7 protein-coding genes are annotated in these 6,607 nt (G+C 57.6%); 4 read left to right on the top strand and 3 right to left on the bottom strand.

All coding sequences use genetic code 11. The features are described from left to right. Positions 1–254: 254 nt before the first annotated feature. The 3 genes from prs to lolB form a co-directional block, all read right to left on the bottom strand. The gene (gene prs, locus LA04_RS08520) at positions 255–1,202 is read right to left on the bottom strand and encodes a ribose-phosphate diphosphokinase (protein WP_003856663.1); all 948 of its coding nucleotides are present in this window, start codon (positions 1,200–1,202) and stop codon (positions 255–257) included. Positions 1,203–1,327: 125 nt separating this feature from the next. Then, positions 1,328–2,197 carry a 4-(cytidine 5'-diphospho)-2-C-methyl-D-erythritol kinase gene (gene ispE / locus LA04_RS08515; protein ID WP_047651183.1) on the bottom strand — a complete coding sequence of 290 codons (870 nt, stop codon included), beginning with the start codon at positions 2,195–2,197 and terminating at the stop codon, positions 1,328–1,330. Continuing rightward, the gene (gene lolB, locus LA04_RS08510) at positions 2,194–2,805 is read right to left on the bottom strand and encodes a lipoprotein insertase outer membrane protein LolB (RefSeq protein WP_047651182.1); all 612 of its coding nucleotides are present in this window, start codon (positions 2,803–2,805) and stop codon (positions 2,194–2,196) included. Before lolB ends, ispE begins: the two co-directional genes overlap by 4 nt. A gap of 200 nt (positions 2,806–3,005) precedes the next feature. On the opposite strand from lolB, the gene hemA reads away from it, so the two are divergent. From hemA to sirB2, 4 genes are read left to right on the top strand one after another with little or no spacing between them, the layout of a single operon-like run. Beyond that, on the top strand, positions 3,006–4,262 hold the full coding sequence (hemA, locus tag LA04_RS08505) for a glutamyl-tRNA reductase (RefSeq protein WP_023335999.1): 1,257 nt from the start codon (positions 3,006–3,008) through the stop codon (positions 4,260–4,262). Between the two features lie 41 nt (positions 4,263–4,303). Continuing rightward, positions 4,304–5,386, top strand: a complete 1,083-nt coding sequence (gene prfA, locus LA04_RS08500; protein WP_021240360.1) for a peptide chain release factor 1 — start codon at positions 4,304–4,306, stop codon at positions 5,384–5,386. Then, positions 5,386–6,216, top strand: coding sequence for a peptide chain release factor N(5)-glutamine methyltransferase (prmC, locus tag LA04_RS08495; RefSeq protein ID WP_047651181.1), 831 nt, complete (start codon positions 5,386–5,388; stop codon positions 6,214–6,216). Before prfA ends, prmC begins: the two co-directional genes overlap by 1 nt. Continuing rightward, positions 6,213–6,605 carry an invasion regulator SirB2 gene (gene sirB2 / locus LA04_RS08490; protein ID WP_047651180.1) on the top strand — a complete coding sequence of 131 codons (393 nt, stop codon included), beginning with the start codon at positions 6,213–6,215 and terminating at the stop codon, positions 6,603–6,605. The genes prmC and sirB2 overlap by 4 nt, the downstream gene beginning before the upstream one ends. Positions 6,606–6,607 lie beyond the last annotated feature (2 nt).

Here is a 6,607-nt window from a genome sequence, read left to right as displayed (position 1 = left end):
TGGCGATGATGCCGACGGTGATCCCGGCAATCAGGTCACGGACAAAGCGTGACGAGGTGTACTTCTCTTTCCAGCAGGCGTCGATGAGGGCGCGAAAGGGCAGAACATGTGAGGAGGCTACGTTTTTCACAATTATCTATCATCCGTATGCGCATCATCTGTCATGTGAATGGCAGGTGAAGGAGGCATTAATCATACAAATAAAACCCGGAGACAAAAAAACCCGCCGCAGCGGGTTTTTCGGCCGTGTTCGATTAGTGTTCGAACATTGCTGAGATGGATTCTTCGTTGCTGATACGACGAATCGCTTCGGCCAGCATCCCGGACAGGGTCAACGTACGCACGTTTGGCAGTGCTTTGATCTCGTCGCTCAGTGGGATGGTATCGCATACCACAACTTCGTCAATGACGGAGTTGCGCAGGTTGTTCACCGCGTTACCGGAGAAGATCGGGTGAGTCGCGTAAGCGAATACGCGCTTGGCACCACGCTCTTTCAGCGCTTCAGCTGCTTTACACAGCGTACCGCCGGTATCGATCATGTCGTCAACCAGCACGCAGTCACGGCCAGCAACGTCACCGATGATGTGCATCACCTGAGAAACGTTTGCGCGCGGACGGCGTTTATCGATGATTGCCATGTCGGTATCGTTCAGCAGCTTAGCGATAGCACGGGCACGTACCACGCCGCCGATATCCGGAGAAACCACGATTGGGTTATCCAGGTTCAGCTGCAGCATGTCTTCCAGCAGAATTGGGCTGCCGAATACGTTATCAACCGGGACGTCGAAGAAGCCCTGGATCTGCTCTGCGTGCAGGTCAACGGTCAGTACGCGGTCAACGCCGACGCTGGACAGGAAATCAGCGACAACTTTAGCGGTGATTGGCACACGCGCGGAACGGACGCGACGGTCCTGGCGGGCATAGCCGAAGTAAGGGATTACAGCAGTGATACGGCCTGCGGAAGCGCGACGCAGGGCGTCGACCATAACAACCAGTTCCATCAGGTTGTCGTTCGTTGGAGCACAGGTGGACTGGATGATGAAAATATCACCACCGCGTACATTTTCATTAATTTGTACGCTGACTTCGCCGTCGCTAAAGCGACCTACGGCGGCGTCGCCGAGGGAAGTGTACAGGCGGTTGGCAATACGTTGTGCTAGTTCCGGGGTGGCGTTACCAGCAAAAAGCTTCATATCAGGCACGAGAAGAACCTCAGGCATGCGTCCAGTGGTGGATAGCGTTCGCCGCAAACTGTGCGGGCCAGGCGAAGGCTATCCAGGCGGTGTATTAAAGAGCGCGATGCAACGTCTGGAACAGGGTGACGTTGTCACCGAAACTCAGTCTGCGCCAGAATGGCCTGCTGTAGGGGGGAGGTGTTCATCCCGCGTGCTACAAAACCATGCAGCCAAACCGGCGCTTGCTCAAGCACCTGACGAGCGGCGGATTCGGTGTCAAATTCAGCAAAGACACAGGCCCCTGTACCAGTCAGGCGCGACGGCGCGTATTCTAACAGCCAGGAAAGCACCGCATCAACCTCGCGAAAACGTTTTCTTGCGATATCCTCGCAATCGTTGCTGAATTCACAATTTAATAACGTTTCTATTGACCGAACCGGGGTATTCCTTTTCAGGTCAGGATCTTTAAAGATGACCGGCGTCGGAATACTCACGCCAGGGTGGGCCACCAGATACCACTTCTCCGGCGGTTCAGCCGGGGAGATGATTTCCCCCACGCCCTCGGCAAAGGCCGCATGACCGCGCACAAACACCGGGACATCCGCCCCCAGCGTCAGGCCCAGGGCTGTCAGTTCGTCCTGCGACAGCCCGCAGCCCCAGAGGTGGTTCAGCGCAACCAGCACGGTGGCTGCATTGGATGAGCCGCCCCCCAGACCGCCGCCCATCGGCAGGCGCTTCTCGATACGGATATCCGCACCGCTTCCCGCGGGCAGACGTCCTGATTCCGCCGCGGCTTTCATCAGCAGACGCGCGGCGCGCACGATCAGGTTGTCCTCATGCGCCACGCCTTCGACCGGCGTTAGCAGGCAAATCTGCCCGTCCTGGCGCAGTTCAATGGAGATCGTGTCGCCATAGTCAATAAACTGAAACAGCGTCTGCAGGGTGTGATAACCGTCAGCACGCTGGCCGGTAATGTATAAAAACAGGTTCAGCTTTGCCGGAGAGGGCCAGTGGGTCATCATTTAACGATCCAGTTGTCCATTTTCAGCTTGATGCGCTGGCTGCCCTGGGTCAGTTCCATATTCGATGGCAGCGACGGTTTACTCTTACTGTCATAGGCGCTGTACACCACTTTCCAGGTTTTGCCGTTCTGGGTGTAGTTCACCTGGCTCAGACGATATTGATCGTCCAGGGTGTAGTCGGTGGCATCACCCGGCAGACCAAGGATCCACTGGCGCAGGCTGTTGAGCGGGATTGGCATCCCGGTCAGCTTGCCAATCATCTCTTCGGCATCGGTCGCGGTATAGTGCTGACCTTTGTTATCGGTGATCTGCGCTTCGCCCGGTTTCGCGATAAGCTCCAGTTCGGTGCTGCCCAGCGGGTTCAGCAGCAGCAGGCGGTAATTGTCCTGACCGGTCTGCTGCCAGAAAAAGCGGGCATAAACCTTCTGTTCGTCAGAGAGATAAGCGAAAGCGCCGCGGGTCTGGTACTGGTTCAAATTACGGACGTCCTGCTGGTGCTGACGCCACTGAGGCGAGTCAGGGCTTTTGCCCGGGCCTTTTGGTTGGGTGACGGTACAGGCGGTCAGAACCAGTGCTGCCAGCGGCAGCAGGCGAATCAGTCGGGTCATAATGAGGACAAATCCTTGAGATACGTTGCAGTTATAACTGTTAATGCTAGCGTCGAAGGGGGCTACCGTCTACGTTCAAATTATCTCAAAGGGTTGTGTAACCTATTACTCCGAAAGGGGCTGTCCCTTTTATTGATCTCCCGCATCCTGTATGATGCGTTCTGCTAACCTTATTAACGCTGGTACTACTCCCGCTCAACATGACCCTATTAGCACTCGGCATCAACCACAAAACGGCTCCGGTTTCGCTGCGAGAACGCGTAACGTTTTCGCCGGATACGCTTGACCTGGCGTTGGATAGCCTTCTTGCACAGCCTATGGTGCAGGGTGGCGTGGTGCTCTCGACGTGCAACCGTACCGAGCTGTATTTAAGCGTGGAAGAGCAGGACAACCTGCACGAAGCGCTGATCCGCTGGCTATGTGATTACCACAATCTCAATGAAGACGAGCTGCGCAACAGCCTGTACTGGCATCAGGACAACGATGCCGTCAGCCATCTGATGCGCGTCGCCAGCGGTCTGGATTCGCTGGTGCTGGGCGAGCCGCAAATTCTGGGTCAGGTAAAAAAAGCCTTTGCGGATTCGCAAAAAGGACATCTGAAGGCCAGCGAGCTGGAGCGCATGTTCCAGAAGTCGTTCTCCGTGGCGAAGCGTGTGCGAACCGAAACCGACATTGGTGCCAGTGCGGTTTCTGTTGCTTTCGCGGCCTGCACCCTTGCACGCCAAATCTTTGAATCCCTTTCTACCGTCACCGTGATGCTGGTGGGGGCGGGCGAAACCATCGAACTTGTGGCGCGCCATCTGCGCGAGCATAAAGTGAAAAAGATGATTATCGCTAACCGCACTCGCGAACGCGCGCAGGTGCTGGCGGATGAAGTGGGTGCAGAGGTGGTAGCCCTGAGCGACATCGATGAACGCCTGAAAGAGGCGGACATTATTATCAGCTCTACCGCCAGCCCGCTGCCGATTATCGGGAAAGGGATGGTGGAGCGTGCGCTGAAGTCCCGCCGTAATCAGCCGATGCTGCTGGTGGATATCGCCGTCCCGCGCGATGTTGAGCCGGAAGTGGGCAAGCTGCCTAACGCCTATCTCTACAGCGTGGATGACCTGCAAAGCATCATTTCGCACAACCTTGCCCAGCGTAAAGCGGCGGCGGTTCAGGCGGAAACCATCGTTGAGCAGGAAACCAGTGAGTTTATGGCCTGGCTGCGCGCGCAAAGCGTCAGCGAGACCATCCGCGAGTACCGCGGGCAGGCGGAACAGGTGCGTGATGACCTGACTGCCAAAGCGTTAGCAGCCCTTGAACAGGGCGGCGACGCAAATGCGATTATGCAGGATCTGGCGTGGAAACTGACCAACCGCCTGATCCATGCACCAACCAAATCTCTTCAGCAGGCCGCCCGTGACGGGGATGATGAACGCCTGACTATTCTGCGCAACAGCCTCGGGCTGGAATAGCGCCCTATACCCATTTTCTAAGACAAGGTGCACTTACGCCTATGAAGCCTTCTATCGTCGCTAAACTGGAAGCTCTGCACGAGCGCCATGAAGAAGTACAGGCGCTGCTCGGGGATGCCGGGACCATTGCGGACCAGGAACGTTTTCGCGCGCTCTCGCGTGAATACGCGCAGTTAAGTGATGTTTCTAAATGCTTTACCGACTGGAGACAGGTTCAGGAAGATATCGAAACCGCGCAGATGATGCTCGACGATCCTGAAATGCGCGAGATGGCGCAGGAAGAGTTGCAGGATGCGAAAGCGCGTTCTGAAGAGATGGAGCAGCAGCTTCAGGTGCTTCTGCTGCCGAAAGATCCGGACGACGAGCGTAACGCGTTTGTGGAAGTGCGCGCCGGTACCGGCGGTGACGAAGCGGCGCTGTTTGCCGGGGATCTGTTCCGCATGTACAGCCGCTACGCCGAATCGCGTCGCTGGCGAGTGGAGATCATGAGCGCCAACGAAGGCGAACATGGTGGCTATAAAGAAGTTATCGCCAAGATCAGCGGCGACGGCGTGTACGGTCGTCTCAAGTTTGAATCCGGCGGTCACCGCGTGCAGCGCGTGCCGGCCACCGAATCTCAGGGCCGCATTCACACCTCAGCCTGTACGGTTGCGGTGATGCCGGAGCTGCCGGAAGCTGAACTGCCGGACATCAATCCGGCGGACCTGCGTATTGATACGTTCCGCTCCTCTGGCGCGGGCGGTCAGCACGTTAACACCACCGATTCCGCCATCCGTATTACCCACCTGCCGACCGGCATCGTTGTTGAGTGTCAGGACGAGCGTTCCCAGCACAAAAACAAAGCCAAAGCGTTGTCCGTGCTGGGCGCGCGTATCCACGCAGCCGAAATGGCGAAACGCCAGCAGGCGGAAGCGTCTACGCGCCGTAATCTGCTGGGCAGCGGCGATCGCAGCGACCGTAACCGCACCTACAACTTCCCGCAGGGCCGCGTAACCGACCACCGCATCAACCTGACGCTGTACCGTCTGGACGAGGTGATGGAAGGGAAGCTGGATATGCTGATCGAGCCTATCGTGCAGGAATACCAGGCCGACCAGCTGGCGGCGCTGTCCGAGCAGGAATAATGGATTTTCAGCGCTGGTTACGTGAGGCGGCCGGTGAGCTTTCAGAAAGCGAAAGCCCGAAACGCGACGCCGAAATTTTGCTTGAGCATGTGACGGGTAAAGCCCGCACGTATCTGCTGGCTTTTGGTGAAACCGAACTGACCGCGGAACAGGAAGCGCAGCTCGCCGCGCTGCTTGCCCGCCGTAAAACCGGCGAGCCGGTGGCGCACCTTGTCGGTGAGCGTGAGTTCTGGTCGTTACCGCTTTACGTCTCGGCGGCGACGCTGATCCCGCGTCCGGACACCGAGTGTCTTGTGGAGCAGGCGCTGGCGCGTTTACCGGCGGCGGCCTGCAGCATTCTCGATCTCGGTACCGGGACAGGGGCTATCGCGCTGGCGCTCGCTACCGAGCGGCCCGACTGCGCGGTGACGGCGGTGGACGTAATGCCCGATGCGGTGGCGCTGGCGCAGCGTAACGTGGAACGTCACGGGCTCTGCAACGTGACGGTGCTGCAAAGCAGCTGGTTTGAGGCGCTGGAGAATCGCTCATTTGCGATGGTTGTCAGCAATCCTCCCTACATCGACGAACATGACCCGCACCTTGCGCAGGGAGACGTGCGCTTCGAACCGCTGACGGCGCTCGTGGCCGCCAACGCGGGATTAGCCGATCTCGATCACATTGTGACAACGTCACGAAAGCATTTGCTTTCCGGCGGCTGGCTGCTGGTGGAGCATGGCTGGACGCAGGGAGAGGACGTTCGGGCACTGTTTACGCAAGCTGGCTACGCCGCTGTCGAAACCTGCCGCGACTACGGCGGCAACGAACGCCTGACGCTGGGGCAGTGGCTATGAGCCTCTTTACCGTGCTCATTACCGTCCACCTCGTTTCCGTTGCGCTGACCATCAGCTTTTTCATCGTCCGTTACTGGTGGCGCTACAGCAACAATCCGCTGACGGATGCCCGCTGGGTGCGTATCGCGCCCCACTGCATCGACACGCTATTGCTCCTTTCCGGTGCCGGACTCATGTGGAAGACCGGTTATCTGCCATTTACTGATAAAGGTGCATGGCTGACTGAAAAGCTGTTTGGCGTTATCATCTACATCGTTTTGGGTTTTATCGCGCTTGGGCGTCGTCGTCCGCGCAGCCAGCAGGTCGGGTTTATCGCCTTTCTGCTGGGTCTGGTGGTGCTGTACATCATCATTAAACTCGCCACCACAAGAATACCGTTACTGGGGTAAGT

The sequence above is a fragment of the Enterobacter sp. UCD-UG_FMILLET genome (assembly GCF_000762975.1).
GTDB lineage: Bacteria > Pseudomonadota > Gammaproteobacteria > Enterobacterales > Enterobacteriaceae > Enterobacter > Enterobacter dykesii.
Note: the sequence above shows the minus strand (reverse complement) of the source record. Positions and strands in the feature narration are given on the sequence as shown.